The sequence below is a fragment of the Burkholderia stabilis genome, assembly GCF_001742165.1.
Taxonomy (GTDB): domain Bacteria; phylum Pseudomonadota; class Gammaproteobacteria; order Burkholderiales; family Burkholderiaceae; genus Burkholderia; species Burkholderia stabilis.
In genome coordinates this window covers 2,715,167-2,732,514 of sequence record NZ_CP016443.1, presented here as the reverse complement: position 1 = coordinate 2,732,514, position 17,348 = coordinate 2,715,167, and the positions used below count along the sequence as shown (strand labels likewise).

The 17,348-nt window shown below is 64.7% G+C and carries 17 protein-coding genes; 4 read left to right on the top strand and 13 right to left on the bottom strand.

Annotated elements, in window-relative coordinates; translation table 11 throughout:
• Positions 1-3 precede the first annotated feature (3 nt).
• The 10 genes from cuyB to BBJ41_RS30040 form a co-directional block, all read right to left on the bottom strand.
• Positions 4-1,464, bottom strand: a complete 1,461-nt coding sequence (gene cuyB / locus BBJ41_RS30085; RefSeq protein WP_069749813.1) for a cysteate racemase — start codon at positions 1,462-1,464, stop codon at positions 4-6.
• Entirely contained in the window at positions 1,461-2,735 is a 1,275-nt protein-coding gene (locus BBJ41_RS30080; RefSeq protein ID WP_069750441.1) for a dicarboxylate/amino acid:cation symporter, read from the bottom strand. Before BBJ41_RS30080 ends, cuyB begins: the two co-directional genes overlap by 4 nt.
• 178 nt (positions 2,736-2,913) lie before the next feature.
• Positions 2,914-3,828: a LysR substrate-binding domain-containing protein gene (locus tag BBJ41_RS30075; protein WP_069750440.1), complete on the bottom strand. Its 915-nt coding sequence runs from the start codon at positions 3,826-3,828 to the stop codon at positions 2,914-2,916.
• Positions 3,829-3,917: 89 nt separating this feature from the next.
• Positions 3,918-4,721, bottom strand: a complete 804-nt coding sequence (locus tag BBJ41_RS30070; protein ID WP_069749812.1) for a lipid II flippase Amj family protein — start codon at positions 4,719-4,721, stop codon at positions 3,918-3,920.
• Positions 4,722-4,979: 258 nt separating this feature from the next.
• Positions 4,980-5,528 (bottom strand): hypothetical protein, encoded by a 549-nt coding sequence (locus BBJ41_RS40760; RefSeq protein WP_156814900.1) that lies wholly within the window; start codon positions 5,526-5,528, stop codon positions 4,980-4,982.
• Positions 5,529-5,736: 208 nt separating this feature from the next.
• The gene (locus tag BBJ41_RS30060) at positions 5,737-6,909 is read right to left on the bottom strand and encodes an NAD(P)/FAD-dependent oxidoreductase (RefSeq protein ID WP_069749810.1); all 1,173 of its coding nucleotides are present in this window, start codon (positions 6,907-6,909) and stop codon (positions 5,737-5,739) included.
• Positions 6,906-7,133, bottom strand: coding sequence for a hypothetical protein (locus BBJ41_RS30055; protein WP_069749809.1), 228 nt, complete (start codon positions 7,131-7,133; stop codon positions 6,906-6,908). The genes BBJ41_RS30060 and BBJ41_RS30055 overlap by 4 nt, the downstream gene beginning before the upstream one ends.
• Positions 7,100-8,251: a branched-chain amino acid ABC transporter substrate-binding protein gene (locus tag BBJ41_RS30050; protein WP_069749808.1), complete on the bottom strand. Its 1,152-nt coding sequence runs from the start codon at positions 8,249-8,251 to the stop codon at positions 7,100-7,102. The genes BBJ41_RS30055 and BBJ41_RS30050 overlap by 34 nt, the downstream gene beginning before the upstream one ends.
• Before the next feature lie 392 nt (positions 8,252-8,643).
• Positions 8,644-8,835 (bottom strand): CsbD family protein, encoded by a 192-nt coding sequence (locus BBJ41_RS30045; protein ID WP_069749807.1) that lies wholly within the window; start codon positions 8,833-8,835, stop codon positions 8,644-8,646.
• 140 nt (positions 8,836-8,975) lie between these two features.
• Positions 8,976-10,505, bottom strand: a complete 1,530-nt coding sequence (locus tag BBJ41_RS30040) for a helix-turn-helix transcriptional regulator (RefSeq protein ID WP_069750439.1) — start codon at positions 10,503-10,505, stop codon at positions 8,976-8,978.
• A 371-nt stretch (positions 10,506-10,876) separates the two neighbouring features.
• Between BBJ41_RS30040 and BBJ41_RS41305 the strand changes: the two genes are divergently transcribed.
• The 3 genes from BBJ41_RS41305 to BBJ41_RS30030 all read left to right on the top strand — a co-directional run bounded on the left by BBJ41_RS41305 (position 10,877) and on the right by BBJ41_RS30030 (position 11,719).
• Positions 10,877-11,041, top strand: coding sequence for a hypothetical protein (locus BBJ41_RS41305; protein WP_163012986.1), 165 nt, complete (start codon positions 10,877-10,879; stop codon positions 11,039-11,041).
• 71 nt (positions 11,042-11,112) lie between these two features.
• Positions 11,113-11,463, top strand: a complete 351-nt coding sequence (locus BBJ41_RS30035) for a BON domain-containing protein (RefSeq protein ID WP_069749806.1) — start codon at positions 11,113-11,115, stop codon at positions 11,461-11,463.
• A 58-nt stretch (positions 11,464-11,521) separates the two neighbouring features.
• The gene (locus BBJ41_RS30030) at positions 11,522-11,719 is read left to right on the top strand and encodes a CsbD family protein (protein ID WP_069749805.1); all 198 of its coding nucleotides are present in this window, start codon (positions 11,522-11,524) and stop codon (positions 11,717-11,719) included.
• A gap of 354 nt (positions 11,720-12,073) precedes the next feature.
• Here BBJ41_RS30030 and BBJ41_RS30025 read toward each other — a convergent pair whose 3' ends face one another.
• Positions 12,074-13,102 (bottom strand): DUF1338 domain-containing protein, encoded by a 1,029-nt coding sequence (locus BBJ41_RS30025; RefSeq protein WP_069749804.1) that lies wholly within the window; start codon positions 13,100-13,102, stop codon positions 12,074-12,076.
• A gap of 226 nt (positions 13,103-13,328) precedes the next feature.
• Between BBJ41_RS30025 and BBJ41_RS30020 the strand changes: the two genes are divergently transcribed.
• Entirely contained in the window at positions 13,329-14,279 is a 951-nt protein-coding gene (locus BBJ41_RS30020; RefSeq protein ID WP_069749803.1) for a LysR family transcriptional regulator, read from the top strand.
• Positions 14,280-14,294: 15 nt separating this feature from the next.
• Here BBJ41_RS30020 and BBJ41_RS30015 read toward each other — a convergent pair whose 3' ends face one another.
• Together BBJ41_RS30015 and BBJ41_RS30010 are read right to left on the bottom strand one after the other, a co-directional pair.
• Complete coding sequence (locus BBJ41_RS30015; RefSeq protein WP_069750438.1) at positions 14,295-14,765, bottom strand: hypothetical protein; 471 nt, start codon at positions 14,763-14,765, stop codon at positions 14,295-14,297.
• A gap of 87 nt (positions 14,766-14,852) precedes the next feature.
• Positions 14,853-16,982: a TonB-dependent receptor gene (locus tag BBJ41_RS30010; protein ID WP_069749802.1), complete on the bottom strand. Its 2,130-nt coding sequence runs from the start codon at positions 16,980-16,982 to the stop codon at positions 14,853-14,855.
• Positions 16,983-17,348 lie beyond the last annotated feature (366 nt).

The window sequence follows — 17,348 nt, the reverse complement described above, 5'->3', positions numbered from 1 at the left end:
GGTTCAACCGCCGGCGGTGGTCGCATAAGCTATGCATCTGCGCGCCAGTACTTCGGTCGGATCGACAAGCGTGACCCGTGCGCCGTTTCGTGCGACGTACTCCCCGCTTGGCAGCAGAATCGGAAGCTCGGTACATCCGAGGACAATCACTTCGACACCGTCGGCAATCAATCCGTCGACAGCTGCGTTGATGTCTTCTTCACATCGTCCTGTCGAGAAACCTGCCTTGACGCCGTTCTTGCCGTAGATCGCTTCCATCACGCGCGCCTGCAGCGCTGGCCCTGGCGCTACCTGTTTGAGTCCGTGCGCCTCAAGCGCCTTCTTATAGACGCCGCTTTCGATCGTGCCGGACGTTGCGAGCACACCGACCTCTCGCAGCGCAGGGTAGGTCTCGCGCAGGTAAGCGACGGTGACCGTCAGCATGTTGACGATCGGGATGCCGAGATAAGGTTGAATCCGCTCGACAAACGCATGGGCGGTGTTGCATGGAATCGCAATGATGTCTGCGTCTCCGTCCTCGAGCTTCTTGCATGTCGCATACAACGAGATCGTCGGATCCGCACCGGTGCCGACGAGGTTTTCCGTCCGGTCTGGAATTTGTGGATTCTGTTCGACAAGCAGCTTGATGTGGTCCTGATCACGCGACGCCGGTGTGTTTCGAACGACCTTGTTCAAAAAATCGACTGTCGCCGCCGGCCCGACACCACCGACGACACCGACCTTGAACGTCGGTGCGCGCGAGCCGCCTGGCGCCGAGACGGCGTACTGCGCATATGCCAGATTGGAGTCAATCAGCGGCACCCGCTGCGGGCCGAGCTCGTCGGCTACAAGTGCGATTTCAGTCAGAGCCGGGACAATGACCTGTGCCCCCTGATCCACCAGATCCTCACTCGCAGCGCGCAGTAGTTCGATCGGCCGCCCGCGGAGGTTGCCACGTTTGATCCCGTCCGGCCCATAAATCGCGTCGGTCACAAGATCGTTATCGCCATGCGCCCGCGGATAGATGATGTCGAACTGCGGTGACGGGAAGTACGTCTCGAACAGTTTCTTGCCGCGCACATAGTCCGAAGCCATCACGCCAATGCGGGTAGCGCCGGGGAACTTTCGCTGCACGTAACAGCGAATCGCCTCGACGATGTTGACGATCGGCAGCCGCGTGTTCGCCTTCAATTCGTCAATAAACGTGTGGCTGAGAAAACATGGGAGCACTACGGTCGTCACACCGCGCTTTTCGAATTCCCGGATCATGTCGAAAACGTAAAGCTTGCGTTCCGTTGTAGCCGCGCTGCTTGATCCCGAGCCGCTGAATGGGCGCTGTTCGAAGATCAGATCGACATGCTCATCGTCGGACGATGCAGGGGTCGCCTTCACCAGCTTGAAAAAGACGTCCGCACTTCCGAGCGGCCCAAGGCCACCGACGACGCCGAATTTCTGCCGAGTGCTCATGGATTCGGGCCGTTTCATGCGTTCAGCTCCGGTTGGTCGAATGAGGCGTTGCTCGACTTTGCCGGCCGCTTACCTTCCCACTTCGCAATCACCGCAGTCGCGACACTGTTGCCGATGACGTTGGTCACCGTGCGTCCCATATCGAGAATCTGATCGATCGCGAGGACCATTGCGACGCCCGCGGCCGGCAGATGAAACATCGGTGCCACGGCAGCGACGACGACGACCGATCCGCGTGGCACGCTTGCCATGCCCTTGCTGCTAAGCATGAGAATCAACAACATGAAGATCTGTTGCGACAACGGCATGTCCACACCGAAGGCTTGCGCGATGAAGATCGCCGCGAATGCCTGATACATCATCGAACCATCGAGGTTGAACGCGTAACCCAACGGAAGCGTGAACCCGACCACCTTCTTGTCGACGCCGAACTTCTCCAGTTGTTCGGTCAGGCGTGGATAGGCGGCCTCGCTGCTCGCAGTGGAGAAGGCGATCAATGCGGGTTCACGCACCGCTTTCAGCAGACTGCCGATACGTCGCCCAAGAAATGCATAACCGATACCCACCAGGATCACCCAAAGGATGAGCAACCCGAGATAGAACGAGCCGATCAGCTTGCCGTACGTATAAATCACATCCAGACCGCGAAGCGTGACTGCGGAAGCAATTGCGCCGAATACGCCGAGCGGCGCCGCACGCATCACGTAGTTCGTAAGACGCAACATCACCGGCACCAGACCGTCAATTGCCTGGATAACAATGCCGACCCGTGGGTCTTTCTTCAGCGCACTCAGCGCGATGCCAAGGAACACCGAAAATACGAGAATCTGCAGAATGTCGTTGCGTGCCATCGCGTCGATCAGGCTGGTCGGGAATGCGTGCGTGATCACGTCCCGCGCGTTTAACGCAGCCGTATTCAGCCCAGTGTTTACCTCGCCGGCGGTGTCCGTGAGATGAAGACCGGCTCCCGGTTCCAGCGCATTGGCCATGATGAGCCCGAGGCCCAACGAAATCAGTGAGGCGCAGATGAACCAGCCGACCGAGCGAAGACCGATACGGCCGACGTCTTCGCCACTGTCCATCCCGGCCAGACCGGAGATGAGTGTGGCGAAGACCAGCGGCGCAATGATCATCTTGATCAGCCGCAGAAAGATGTCCGTCACGATCGAGAAATAGCCGGCGACCGTTTTGAGCGTGCCCGGGTCGGTGATGCTCTTGTGACACGCGTAGCCGGCAATGACACCGAGGATCATGCCGACAGCGATGCTGAGAGTGAGGCGATTTTTCATGTCCATTCGTCCTTGGGTGACGCCGGGCAGCCGAAGGCTGCCGAGCGCTAGGAATGGGCCCAAATGACGCTGGCCAGGCGTCACATTTGCCGTTGGAACGAATGGTAGGGAGCGTCAATAAAACCGTGATGCTAGTGCATCATGATGGTATGCGAGATCCGCATAACGTGGGAAAACCCTAGCTGAGTCGGGGCGACGCAGCACGGAGGTGTTGCCAAAGCGTATCTAGAAATTCGCTGCGGTTGGTGGCGTCGCGATAGACGCGCAGCTCGACTTCGAGATACCACGCTGCCGGGCCGGCAGGCACGAGGTCGCCAGTCTCCAGCTCGGCGGCGATCGAGCTCTTGGGCAACCACGCTACCCCCTCGCCCTCCAGCACGAGCTTCTTCAAGACTTCGGCCATGTCGGACTCGTAGTGCAGCTGCAACGCAGGCGTATCAGGTGCTCGAGCGAGCAGCAGCGCAAGACAGCGTCCGAAGTAGCTAGTTTCCGTATACGAAATATGCGGAAGCGGATTCTGCTTCGTCCCCGGCAGGCGAAAAGTGGGGGCCGACCGCCGGTTGGGCTTGCATGTTGGCATCAGCGTATCGATACCGACGGTCACGTGCTCGTATCTGCCCGGGTCGAGATGCAACGGCAGCTCGGGATGATGATAGGCAAACATGAGCTCGCAGTTTCCGTTGACGAGCATCAGGATCGAGTCGTGGACGTTCGTTGGAATGACGCGCGCCCGCACCTCGCCGAAATGGGGCGCAAGCGCTTTGAGCCAGCCCGGCAGGAAACTGAGCGCGATCGTGTGGCCGGCAGCAATCTGCAGGCTCTTGCCGGCGATTCGTTGCTCAGTCCGGATGATTGCACGTGTGTCGAACAGCCGGCTGAGCACGTCTTCAGCCGTCTCGCGAAATAGTTGTCCGGCCGGTGTCAGCACAGGCGGGAAGCTGCTGCGATCGATCAGTTCGGCGCCGATCCACTGCTCGAGCGACTGGATTCGGCGACTAAAACCCGACTGCGTTACGTTACGAAACTCCGCTGCTCGGGAGAAGCTTTGGTATTGGGCGAGAGCGATGAAATCCTCGATCCACTTGATTTCCATATTTGCCTTGGACATCCGGGGGCTGAATCGAAGACACATTAACAAAGGGGCGGGCAAATCGGTAGAGGATCACCGGGTACCATATCGCGCTAGATAAATTCGGCGACGCGGACGATCACCCATGCCGCCGGAACGAGCACAGCCTGCGCGCACAGCGTGCCGAGCACGCGCGCGCCGGCGAGCGTCGTGATGGCCCGGCGAAAGCTGTTTTCCGAGATCCGGCCTTCGATGACATCGTCGGTCATGACGGAAACCTGCGGGTCGATGACGACGGCCAGCACCACGGTCGCGAAACCGTTGATGACGGACGACAGATTCGCGCACGTCACTCTCAGGTCGGGTTTCAGGTAGCCCGCGTACAGCGACGCGAACACGCCGACCGTCCAGATCGCCATGGCAACGACGTTCAGCACGATGACTTTCCGCGACACGCCGGTACTCGAGGCCAGTTGCGTGACGTTGTGACGGGAAGGCATGCGCGCGCCGATCCGCAGATAGTTGACGCCTGCGCGACTGCAGGCGTCCAGCAGCAGCCGGGGAATCGAACGGTTCGCCTGAAAGTGCTCGACGGCGCGGCTGAAATACCGCTGGAAGGTCGGAATCAGGAACGCTCCGACGATGCTCGCCACGGTGGCGCTCAGCAGGAAGAATCGAAAGTCGGTGAGCAACCCGCTGCCCATCCGGTGCGCGATATCCATTTCGACCCGCTTCGCAATGAACGGCCCTTGAAACGAATTGGCGGTCCGGGAAACCAGCGCGATGATCCCGAACAAGGAAAACGACAACGCGATACGACGTGTGCGAACCCCGGCGATCCGCACGGCATACGCCAGTGTCGCGATCACATGGATGACAAACGTAAGCCCGCAAATGATCCAAAGCTGACTGTCCATGCTGGTGCCGTTCGCGTGACGAGAGCACGAGTGTACTTGAGCGAAGTACGGTGCCGACGACCGGCGAATCAGTCGGTCGCTCGTGCGACGAAAAAAAGGCCCGACATACAGTCGGGCCGCCAAGCTGAGAACACAAGAAGAATCCCGACCACCCCATCCCGGGCGGCCACGCCGCACTACACGACGTTCTGTCGGACGATCGACCGGTTGGCGCCCGATCGTCATGTTGCTGTCCCGGAAGCTTCCGGGGAAAAGCGGCTACTGCGAAACCGGCGGATTGGCCGGCGTGTCCGCCGGCATCGTCGGCAGCGGCACGGCCGCCGTGTTGTTCCCACCGCCGCCCGCCGCGCTCGTCGTACCCGCCTGTCCGCGACGGCCCCGGTGCGAACCGTGCACGGCCGTTGGCGCACTCGCGGCGACCGGCCGTATCGGCGGATGGGCGATGTACTGAAAATTCTCGTTGATCGCGCTGTTGCCCGTATCGTAAGGCGGGTGCACGAATACGCTGCTGGTCACGGGCGCACTGGCCTGTGCGAAAGCGGCCGGCAACGTGGTCATCAGGGCGGTTGCCGTCGCCGCGCTCAACGCAATGATGCGCACGAGCGAACCGGCATCACGGGCTGTCGGGCGAATGGTCACGCAGGTTTCCTCCAATCTGCATCCGGCCGGTGATCGTTCGATCGCCGCCGATGCCAGCCCGAAAAATTGGCCCACGCCGGAAAGCGCGGGCCAAGCGGAGACTACACAACGCCTTGGGGGGACAAGGCGAGACCAGTCTAGCCCGAGCCATCGAAAAGAAGATTTCATGCCGGATTACAGCTATTACCTCATATGACGAAGTGACGAAGCGGCGGCCGTCACCCGGCCACGTGGTGACACATCGCCCGCGCGGCCGCGTTCGCCGATCGTCTGCGCAGAACCGCAGCGCAAAAAAAAGCCCGACAACGTCGGGCCAATGGGTTGAGACACAAGGAGAATGACGCCCGCCCCACACCGGACGGGCGCTCACGCCGCGCTACACGACGTTCTTTTCGACGATCGGCCGGTTTTCCAGCACACGCGCCCAGCCGAGCGACGACAGGTCGAGCGTGTCATACCGCCCGCCCAGAATGAGTTCACTGACCCCGCGCCCCGTCGCCGGCCCCTGCTGCAGCCCGTGGCCGCTGTAGCCATTCGCGAACACGACGTTGTCGAGATCCGGGTGATACCCGATGATCGCGTTGTGATCGAACACGTTGTACTCGTAATAACCGGACCAGCAGTTCTCCACGCGCAGCGCCTCGAACTCCGGCACGCGGTTCGCGAGCGTCGGCCAGATCACCTCGTCGAACAAGTCGTGATCGACTTCGTCGAGCGGCAGGTCGTCCGGGTCGCGATCCGGGCTCGGCGACGTCCCGCAGATATACGTGCGCCCTTCCGGCCGGAAATACACGCCCGTCGGGTCGATCAGCAGCGGGCAATCCGCGAGCTTCGCCGGCGACGACACGTTGAAGATGCTGCGGCGCCGCGCATACACGGGAATGTCGATGCCCATCATCGATGACAGCGTGCGCGTCCACGCGCCGGCCGCGTTGACGACGGTGTCGCACGCATGGCGTTCGCCGTCTGCCGTCACCACGTGCGTGACCTTGCGGCCGTCGCGCACGACGTCCTTCACATCGGCCGCCACATAGCGCGCGCCGAGCGCCTGCGCTTTCTTGCGCAGCGCCTGCACGAGCCCGTAGCCGTCGAACCAGCCTTCGCCGCTCACGCCGTATGCGCCCGACACGAGATCGTCGACGTTCAGCCACGGAAACTTCGCGTGCAGCGCATCGCGATCCATCAGCCGGATATCCGCGCCGAGGCGCGTCTGCAGCGCATGGTTCTCGCGCAGCGTCGCCTCGCCGGCCGGCGTCGCGAGGAACAGGTAGCCGCCTTCGTGCAGATCGATCGACGGCCGGTTGCCGTCGACTTCCAGCCGCTCGCCGATCGTGCGCAGGAAGTCGATGCCGAACAGCGACATCTCGATCGACAGCGGCGTCGAGAACTGCTGGCGAATCGACGCGGCCGACAGCGCCGACGACGAGCGCGCATAAGTGGGATCGCGCTCGATGACGGTCACGGATACCGTTGGATCGGTGGCGCGCAGGAAGTAGGCGATCGAGCTGCCGATCACACCACCGCCGACGATGACGACTTGAGAACTCACGACTGACTCCAGTTGCACGTAAAAAGCGCGGCCAGCCGGCCGCGCCCGAGGGTTGTTCGTGCCGCGTCGCGCGCGGCGCCGCGCGTGCAGTGTTCCCGGGCGATCGCCCCGGCGTGCGCCGCGATCGCAACCGATCGCTCCGGGTATTTCAGCACGTCCGGCATCGCCGCGAAAGCCTGCGCGCGGGCGTTCAGTCCGCCGATTTCGTCGTGACGGGCTGCCACGCGGCGTTCTTCACTTCATAGAGCGTCGAGCTCGGGTTCTTCAGGTCGCCCGTGTTCGTGAACGCGATCGTGCCCGTGATGCCGTCGTAGCGCGTACCCTTCAGCGCGCCGTTGAAATCGGCCGGCTTCGTCGAGTTCGCCTTCTGCATCGCGTTGATCGCGATCCACGTCGCGTCGTACGCGAACGGCGCATACGCGAGCATGTCGACGCCGTACTTCTGCTTGAATTTCGTTTCGAACTGCTTGCCCTTCGCGAGACGCGACAGCGGCTGCCCGTATTCCCACACGGCCGCGCCTTCCGCCGCGTTGCCGGCGAGCTTGATGAAGTTCGCGTTCATCACGCCGCCGCCCGCGAGGAATTGCGCGCGGATGCCGAGCTGACGCATGCGCTTCACGAGCATCGCGGCCTGCGCGTCGAGACCGCCGAAGAACACCAGATCGGCGTTCGTGCTCTTGATCTTCGTGAGCTGCGCGCTGAAGTCGACAGCCTTGTCGTTCGTGAATTCACGCGCGACGATCGTGCCGCCGTTCGCCTTCACCGCCTTCTCGAATTCGTCGGCTTCGCCCTGGCCGAATGCGGTGCGATCGTCGATGATCGCGATGCGCTTCGCCTTGGTCACGCTCGCCGCATACGCGCCTGCGTTGCCGGCGTTCTGCGTGTCGGTCGCGATCACGCGGTACACGGTGCCGAGCCCGGCGCGCGTGATGTCGGGATTGGTCGCCGACGGCGTGATCATCGGAATGCCGGCCTTCGCGTAGATCTTCGACGCGGGCAGCGTCGTGCCCGAATTGAAGTGGCCGATCACGACGGCCACCTGCGCGTCGGCGAGTTGCTGCGCGGCCTGCACGCCGGTGCGCGGATCGCTCTGGTCGTCCTGCGACGCGACGACGAACTTCACCGGCTTGCCGCCCACCGTCGGGTGTGCGGCGTTCGCCTCGTCGACGGCCATGCGCACGCCGTTCTCGATGTCCTTGCCGTATGCGGCGCCGCCGCCCGTCAGCGGGCCGGCCACGCCGACCTTGACGACCGTCTCCTGCGCATGGGCCGCGCCGGTCTGGAATGCGAGGATCGCGGCGGTCAATGCGACGCCGGAAAGCGAGCGGATGCGGAACGTCATCGGGCAGTCCTTCTTCTGTGGGTCGGGGTGCAACGCGCGACTGCCGCGCGTCGGCGACCTCCTTCGGGCCGATGTTTTTTCGTCCGTCGCCAGCGTCATTCGACGCGCGCCGGACGGTCACCGCGGCTCCGTCTCCGAAGAACCTTTCACCGCGAAAGAGGTGAATGGATTGTGGGTAGCCAATACCCGTGCAGCAAACGAAATATCGGAACTATGTTGTGAGGATTTGTCATCAAGTTCCGGCCGCCCGAACGGCGCACTGCCCGCGCGACGGCGGGCCGCGGGTGAAACGCGTCAACCCGAATGCGCGCTGACGCCCGCGAACAAAGGCGCGCCGCGGTCATGCCGATCGGGCATCACCGCATCGGCGGCCCGTCGCGATGCGTGATCGGTCAGTGCCGATCGGTGCCCGTATGCTTGCGCACCGCATCGGCCGCCTCGCCGGCCTGCTCCTGGATCTTGCCGGCCTGCTGTTCGGCGACGCCCTCCGCTTCCGCCTTGCGGTCGCCCGTCACCTTGCCGAGTGCTTCCTTGACCGAACCCTTGACCTGCTTGAGCTTGCCTTCGATGCGATTCCTGTCCATGGTCGTCTCCTGCGATGGTTGGGGAGAACCGGCGATGTGACGGCCTGCGCCGCACCGCCGAGTGGACAGGATCGCAAGCGCGCGCCGCATGCGGCAGATACGGATGCACCAGCACGCATGGTGCATTCGTACCGACGGCGTCAGTCCTTGCCCTTCGCGCCGCCCTTCTCGCGCGCGCCGTTCGCTTCGGCCGCGCCGACGATTCCACGCTCGCGCGCCCACACGATCGCCTCGCCGCGGCTGTGCACGTCGAGCTTCGCGTAGATCGTCGCGACGTGATTGCGCACGGTGTTCGGCGCGAGCCCGAGGCGGCCGGCGATCTCCTTGTCCGCGAGGCCGTGGCACAGCAGGTCGAACACGTCGCGCTCGCGCGCGGTCAGGTCCGACAGTTGCGCGCCCGCATCCGGGGCATTCGCGCGCCGCACGTTCGCGAGCTTCTCGATCAGCGTGCGGCTGAACCACGACGCATCCTGCATCGCGGTTTCGATCGCATAGACGAGCTCCATCTCGGTGCGCTTGCGATCGCTGATGTCGAGCAGCGCGACGAGCAGGCAATCGCGCCCGTGTATCGCGACGGGGTCGGCCGACACGACGCAATCGCGCACGTCGCCGTCGCGCGTGCGGATCTGTACGTCCGCGTTGCGCACGTTGCCGTCGCGCGCGACGCGGCTTTCGATGCGCTGCCATGCGCCGCGCTCGGCCCACAGCCCGATCTCGTCCGCGGATTTGCCGAGCAGGTCGTCCTGCGGATGGCCCGTCATCGCCGCGAACGCGCCATTGACGTCGAGCAGTTCGAAGCGGTCGGCCGTGACGATCGCGGTCGGGACCGGCGCCATCCGGAAGGCGGTCGCGAAACGCTCCTCGCTTTGCCGCAGCGCGCGCTCGGCCTGCTTGCGCGGCTCGAGATCCATGAACGTGAACAGCATGCACGCCTCGTCGTTCATGTCGATCGGCTGCCCGGCGACGACCACCGCCTTCGTGCTGCCGTCCGCGAGTTTCAGCACGGCCTCCATCTGCGGAATCGTCGCGCCTTCGCCGAGCCGCTCGATCGCGAGCTCGCGCCGCTCGGCCTGTTCGAGCACGTCGACTTCGTAGACGGAGCGGCCGAGCACGTCGTCGCGCGCGTGGCCCGTCATGTCGAGAAAGCCCTGGTTGACCTTCACGTAACGCAGATCGTCGAGCCGGCAGATCACGGCCGGCGCCGGGTTCGCGTTGAACGTGCGCTCGAAGCGCTCCTCGGCGCTCGCCCATTCGGTCGCGTCGTGCAGCACGAGCGCGAGACAGTCGGGCTCGCCGGCCGCGTTCGTCAGCACGAGGCTGCGAATCCGGTGCACCCAGCTCACGGTTTCGTCGGCGGCCGATTCGACTTCGACCGTCACGTCGCTGAACTCCTCGCCCGCGATCACGCGATCCATCGGATAGTGGCCGTCGCGCACCGGATGGTTGTTCCGGTAACGCAGCCGGAATCGCTCGCGATACTCGGTGACGGTCGCGCCGAGCGCGTTCAGCTCGGTCACGCCATGCATCGCGAGCGCGGCTTCGTTCGCCCAGACGATCCGCTGGTCGGGCTCGACCAGGATCACGCCCTCGGTGAGCCCCGCGATGATCTGGTGCAGCTGGCGCCGGTCGGTATGCGACTTGAGCACCTGTTCGTTTACCTGTTCGTTCATCGAATCGTTCCACGTAGTCAACATGGCCGCGGCCGCGGTCGCCTGTTCGTCGACACGCGCCGGCCGGCGCGTGTGGCGATGATCGCTTGCCACGCCGGTGCGCAACAGGCGCGAATGCACTATCCGCAATAGTACATTCGCACGGCGCGCCGCCACCGTGCGGCATCCCGCCGATCCGCGAAGCAGCCGCCGCGCGCGCATTCCCCCGCGCCGCCGGCACCCGGCACCCACCCGCCCCGTCTCCGCCCCCCCGTGCAAACGCACTAGCCGATCAGGTGAATTTGCGCGATGTACGGCCGTCCTTGCACCGGTACGCTGGTCCTGCATCGGCGCTCATGCGCTGCCCTTCCGAACCGCAGAGGAGAAGCACGATGAAACTGCATCAGACTCCCGATCCGACGCGGCCCGAACCGCATCCGGACAGCCCGCCCGAACCGCCGCCCGGCACGGACCCGCCGGTCCCGCTGCCGCCCGACGTGCCGCGCCCGGACATCCCGCCGCGCGAGCCCGGCTACGACACGCCGATCGTCCGGTAACGGATGCCGCCTGCCGTATTCATCCACCGTATTCATCCATTCACCCACGCCAATCGACGGAGAACCCATCCATGAACAAGACCCCGCACCTTTCGACACTGCTCGCCGTCAGCGCGGCTTTCCTGCTCAGCGCCGCACCGCTCACGAACGCGCAAGCGCAGACCGCCTCGGCCGACAACGGCATGGCCGCCGAATCGAACCAGCCCGTCACCGACACGTGGATCACCACCAAGGTGAAGAGCCAGCTGGCCGCCACCGACGGCGTGAAGAGTTTCGACATCGGCGTGAAGACGGTCGACGGCGTCGTCACGCTGACGGGCGTACTGCCCAGCAAGATCGCCGTGAAGAAGGCGATCGCCGTATCACGCGCGATCAAGGGCGTGAAGCACGTCGACGCATCCGGCCTGAAGGCGAAGGCCTGACCTCCCGCGCGGCGGACGCCGCGCCTTTTATCCCCGAATCACCCAACAGGAGCACACGATGAACGAGGACAAGATCAAGGGCCAATGGAAGCAACTCACCGGCCAGCTGAAGGCCAAGTGGGGCAAGCTGACCGATGACGACCTGAAGGTGGCCGACGGCAATCGCGAGTATCTGGCCGGCAAGATCCAGGAGCGGTACGGGATTGCCCGCGACGAAGCCGAGAAGCAACTGAAGGATTTCGATCGCGAGCTGTAACGCGATCGGCGAACCTCACCCGCCGCGGCGCCGCCGGCGCTGCGGCCACCAGGACAACGACATGGGCAAATATCTGATCGCCTGGCTGCTCGGCGTACCGGTCGGGCTGCTGGTGCTGTTCTATCTGATCACGCACATCTTCTGACGATGCGGCGCCTGGCGCGCGCCGGCCGTCTCCGCAGCACCTTCCCCTTCCCTCTTTCCGGGCCGCGCAATCGGCGGCAACGCAGTGATCTGCCGCGCGCGCGGCCATCCGAATGCCGCGGCGTCATCCGCATCGCAGGGCGCCGAACCAACGCAAATCGGGCAGGACGCTCGCACGTCCTGCCCGATCCGTTTACCGCTTCGCATCCGTTACTTCGCCGCGCTCGCCGTCATCTTGAAGATGCCTTGCGCGTTGCCCGCATCGAAACGCAGGTCGGTCACCCAGCGGCGCGCCGCCTGGTCGAACGTGCGCTTGCGCGTGATGAACTCGTAGAACGACCCCGGCACGTTGCGCTTCACCGTGCCGCCGTCGCGCGTGCGGAACTCGCGCTCGACGGTATCCGCGCGATACGCGGTCTGGAACACGCGGCCCGAGCGCGAGCGCTCGACTTCCGGCTTCATCGGCCGGCCTTTCGCCTTTTCGTCGTCGGACAGCTTGAACACGTCGGCGACGCGGTCGGTCGCATGGTTGAACGCGTTGCCTTCGGTCGAGATCCACGCCATTTCCGCCGATTCCATCAGCAGCGTTTCGTAGTCGAGCTCGTTCGGCATGTCGTGCTGGCGCGCGAACGCGCCGACGATCTCCGGCAGCAGCGCATGCGCGGCGTCGAGCGACAGCCAGCCTTCGCGCTCGACTTCCCACAGCAGCGCGACGGCCGCCGGCGACAGCGGATCGCGCGACGTGCTCACGACGTTCGTCACGGCCTGCTGGAATTCCTTCGAGAAACGCTCCGGATGCAGCTCGCTGACGAAGAATTGCGCGATTTCGTCCGGCGCATCCTCGTGCGCATACGCGCGGCCGGTCATGCCGAGCTTGTCGAGCGGATAACGGCCGTTCAGGCGGAAGCCGAGCGGACGCAGGATGCGCGTGAACGCGGCCTCGCCCGGCGGCAGCGCGCCCGTGTGCGGCCAGCGCACCGTGCGCAGCGCGCCGTGATCGAAGTACACCGAGCCGCCGCTTCCGATCGCGTCGGCCGTATACGCGCGGCCGTTCGCCGAACGCTCGAGCAGCCCTTCGAACAGCGCCATGTTCATCGCCTGCGCGATTTCCGCGCGCGTCACGACGCCGTCTTCCCACTCTTCGAGGATGGCCGGCATGTTCAGGGTCGAGAACAGGGCGTCGGTCTTCGCCTGTCCCAGCAGCTTCGTCAGCAAGCTCTCGATATTCGGATTGCGCATCAGGATTCTCGTCTCGGGGGACCGCCGGCAAACGTGCCGGCAACTCGTCGGCCGGCTGCCCCGCGGGCGCCTGACCTTGCGTGGGGAGCATTATTCAAAGGGTTGCAGCCGGGCGTAAAGCGAGATTAAATTGATATGTGATGAGTTTTTGGAACTATCAGCCACCCGTCGCCCCTGCCTTACACTCTGCGCGGTGCGGCCCCGTTCATCAGACAAACCGAGCATCATGCGCAAATTCAAGATTCCCAACATGGGGGCGCTCGTGGCTTTCGAAGCCGCCGCGCGCCACGAGAGCTTCACGCACGCGGCCAAGGAGCTGTTCCTGACCGAAAGCGCGGTATCGCGCCAGATCGCGACGCTCGAGGCGAGCCTCGGCGTGCGGCTGTTCGCGCGCGTGAAGCAGCGCGTCGTGCTGACGCGCGCCGGCAAGCTGTACGGCACGCAGGTGCGGCGCGCGCTGGAAACGCTCGACCGCGACACGCTGTCGATCATCGCGCACGGCAGCGGCGGCGGCTACCTGGAGCTCGCGGTGCTGCCGACGTTCGCGTCGCACTGGCTGATCCCGCGCATCAAGAGCTTCTACGACCGCACGCCGGACGTGCGCGTGAACATGGGCAGCCGCACCGACCTGTTCTCGTTCGAGGACACGCACTTCGAAGCCGCGATCCACTACGGCAAGCCGACCTGGCCCGGCACGTCGTCCGACTACCTGTTCGGCGAGGAAGTCGTGCCGATCTGCTCGCCCGCGCTGCTCGACGGGCCGGTGGAACGCGTGGAGGACTTGCTCGCGTACCCGCTGCTGCACTCGACGACGCGTCCCGGCGCGTGGGCGCAGTGGTTCGAGACGCACGGCGTCGAGGACATCCGCACGATGCAGGGCGTGCGCTACGAGCTGCATACGATGCTGATCAGCGCGGCCGCGGCCGGGCTCGGGATCGCGCTCGTGCCGAAATTCTTCGTCGAGGAACAGTTGCAGCAGCTCGGCCTGATCGTGCCGTGCGACGCGGCGACGGTCGGCGATTCGGCGTACTACCTCGTGTATCCGACGGAGCTCAGCCACAGCAAGCCGCTGGAACTGTTTCGCGGCTGGCTGCTGGAACAGGCGAGCGCCTATGCGGCGCCGGATGCGGACGGCGCCACCGCGGAATACGACGAGGACGACGAGGACGTCGAGTAAGGTGCAGCCTGCCGGTCACGGCGCGGCGGCGTCGCATGCGCGCCGCACCGGCAACCCTGCCGAGATCACCTTCACCAGCCGCGCGCGATCGGGCGTCTCCAGCCCCGGGCACGCCGTTTCCAGATCGCGGATCACGATCGTCGCCCGCCCTTCCAGCCGGCACACGCCGTCGGGCTGCGCGGCGGGCATCCGCAGGCTGCGCATCGCATCGCGCTGGTTCGTGAAGTCGATCACGCCCGCGCGTTGCGAACGCTCCGGCAAGCGCCGCGCCGATGCGTCATCCGCTTCGAACCATACGTCCGACCCGATCGATTCGTCGCCGTAGTCGAGCGCGTAACGGCCCGACAGCGTGATCGTCCGCGCGATATGCACTGCGCGGCAATCCGGCTCTGCGTCGGCCGGTATCGACTGTGCGCGTACTGCGCCCGCCGCGGCTGCGCCGCACGTCAGCAGCGCCACGCACAGCATGCGCGCGCGGCCGTTCATGCTCGACACATCAATCGGTTTCCGGATCATGGGCAATGAAATGCAGGCCGTCCTGACGAAAGCCCGCATTGTCGCGCAGCGAACGCGTTACATGTGCCACTTGACCGTCGCGGTCAGCGTGCGCGGATCGCCGGGCATGTTGTACAGGTCCGCGTTGCCGTGCGCCGCAATGAAGTAGCGGCGGTTGAACAGGTTGTCGAGCGTGAGCGTCACGTCGACCTTCTTGCTGCGATACCCGGCGCCCAGGTTGAACACCGTGAACGACGGCAGCGTGACGAGGTCGCTCGCCGACGTGTAACGCGCCGACTGGAACTGCATGCCGGCCGCCGCATAGAAGCCGTACGGCAGCTCGCGCTTGACCCACAGGTTCGCGCTGTGGCGCGGCATCAGCCCCGGCGTGTTGCTCGACACCGCGAGGCCGGCCGCCGTCGATTGCGCCGAACCGTCGACCGTGCCGTTCAGGTACGCATAGCCCGCATACACCGACCACTTCGGCGCAATCTCGCCGGTGAAGCCCAGCTCCATCCCGTGCACGTGCTGCGTGCCGATCGGCAGCGCATAGCCGGGATTCGCGGGGTCGCCGATCTGCTGGTTGGTCTGGCGCATGTCGAACAACGCGACGCTGGCCGTCGCCTTGCCGCCGAGGTCGAAGCGTGAGCCGACTTCGTACGCGGTGGTTTTCTGCGGCGCGAGCGCGGCGCCGTTCGCGAACGCGCCGGAACTGATCAGCGTATCGGCGAGCGGCGAGAACGACTGGCTGAACGACCCGTACAGCGTCAGCCAGTCGAGCGGTTCGTAGATCAGGCCGACGCGCGGGCTCCATGCGTGATCGGTCCGGTCGAGATTGACGTTCGACGACGTGTAGTCGTGGCGGATCTGGTTCAGGTAGTCGAAGCGCAGGCCCGCAAGCACCTTCCAGTGCTCGGTCAGCGAGATCAGGTCCTGTGCGTAGACGCCCGCGAGCCCGACGACGGTCGACGCATTCGTCTTCGCACGCGCGCCGGTCGGCACGCCGGGCAGGATCACCGGCTGCGGATTGAAGAGATCGTAGGTCGCGACCTTCGACACGCTGTAGATCGTGTCGAACTTCTGTTGCTGCGACAGCTCCAGCCCGTACAGCAGCTCGTGACGCATGCCGAACAGCGAGGTCTTCTGCGTGAGTTCGAACAGGCCGTCGATGCCGTGGTCGGTGCGCTGGCGCGTCGACTGGTCGAGCGTCACGACCGGATGCGCGGCGGTCTTGATCGGCTCGTACGTGACGTAGTTCTTGCGTTCGAGCGAGAAGTCGTACGCGCGGATCGCGCCGTGGAACGACAGCGAATCGCTGAAGCGATGATCGAGCGACACCGTCGCGCTCTTCGCGGACACATCGTTGTACGAGCTGTTCGCCGCATCGGCCGAACCGTAGTACGTGTTGATCGGCACGTCGACCGGCCGGCCGAGATACGCGGGCAGCCCCTGGTCGGACGTGCGGCGGTCATGCAGGTAGTCGAATTCGACGTTCAGCACCGTATTGCTGTCGAGCTTGAACTGCGCGGACGGCGCAATCGCCTGGCGATTGAGCTGGAACTGGTCGCGAAAGCTGTTCGAGTTCTCGGCCGCGCCGGTGATGCGGAAACGCGCCGCGTCGTTCGCGTTCCAGCCGAGGTCGAATTCGCCGCGCCGCTCGCCGCGCGTGCCGAGCGTCACGCCCACATCGCGCACGGGGTTCGCCTCCGGCCGCTTCAGCACGCGATTCACAATGCCGCCCGCCGAGCCGCGCCCGTACAGCACGGCCGCCGGCCCCTTCAGCACCTCGACGCGCTCGACGTTCGACAGGTCGCGATAGTAGAGCGCATCGTCGCGAATGCCGTCGACGTACTGATCCGTGATGCTGTTGAAGCCGCGGATCGTGATCTGGTCGCGCTGGCCGTCGCCGACCGAGAAGCCGACGCCCGGCACGTTGCGCAGCGCGTCCTGCATCGACGTCGCGTTCTGATCCTCGATCACCGCGTGCGGGACGACGTTCACCGTCTGCGGCACGTCCATCAGCGACATGTCGGTCTTGGTCGCCGCGCGCGAGTGGCCCGCGTCGTACGACGCGCGCTCGGCGGCCGCGTTGACGGAAATCGCGGGCAGCGTCGTCGCCGCGTCATTCGCCTGCGCGAACGAAGTACGGGCGCCGGCCAGCGACGTGGCGATCAGAAGCGCATGGCAGGCGCTCTTGTTGAGTTTCATCGTTGAGGTAGAGGCTGAAGAAAAACGGCGAACGGAAACGCGTGCGGCCAACGCGCGAAGCAGGCGGCGAATCGCTGACCACATCCTTTCCGTGAAGAAGAAGAGGCGCGCGGGGGATCGCCCCGTCGCGCATGCCGGCCGGCGATCGGCCGGCGCGGGTGGATGCCGGCCGGCACAACCGGCACGAAAGAAGCCGTGACGGCTGGTCACGACTCGTAACGGAGCGAAATATTAAACGAGAATGATTCGTGTTTTTAATTAATTTTTATCGACCGTGTGCGAGATGTCGCCTGTCCGCAACGTGCCGGCGTTTTGCAGTCTGGATTCCTGACGAATGCCTTTCGCTTTCACGAAATTGATTCGTGC